Genomic DNA, 289 nt, shown 5'->3' with positions numbered 1-289 from the left:
GATCAGTTCGTCACGGCGCGCATGGTGTGCTCGGCGCCTGCCACCCTGGTGCAAGGCCTGATCGGCGCGAATGATCCCCAGAGCAATCTGCGCAATGAGCCTTATCTGATCCTGCGCTCCACCGGCAGTCGTCACACCGTTGCCAGCGTGATCGAGACACACGGTGTCTTCGATGAAGCTCGCGAGATCTCGCGTGACGCCCGCCCGCAGGTAAGCCGTTGCCAGTTGCTGCATGACAGTGACGAGGCCTGCGTGCTGGAGCTTGAGACGTGCAGCGGCGCTCGACATC

1 protein-coding gene is annotated in these 289 nt (G+C 63.0%); it reads left to right on the top strand.

The features are described 5' to 3' along the window. Window positions 1-289, top strand: a 289-nt coding sequence (locus SCA31_RS22945; RefSeq protein WP_410699345.1) for a hypothetical protein, incomplete at both ends; no start/stop codon positions are given.

The organism is Chryseobacterium sp. SIMBA_028 (genome assembly GCF_046535285.1).
Lineage (GTDB): Bacteria > Bacteroidota > Bacteroidia > Flavobacteriales > Weeksellaceae > Chryseobacterium.
Note: the sequence above shows the minus strand (reverse complement) of the source record. Positions and strands in the feature narration are given on the sequence as shown.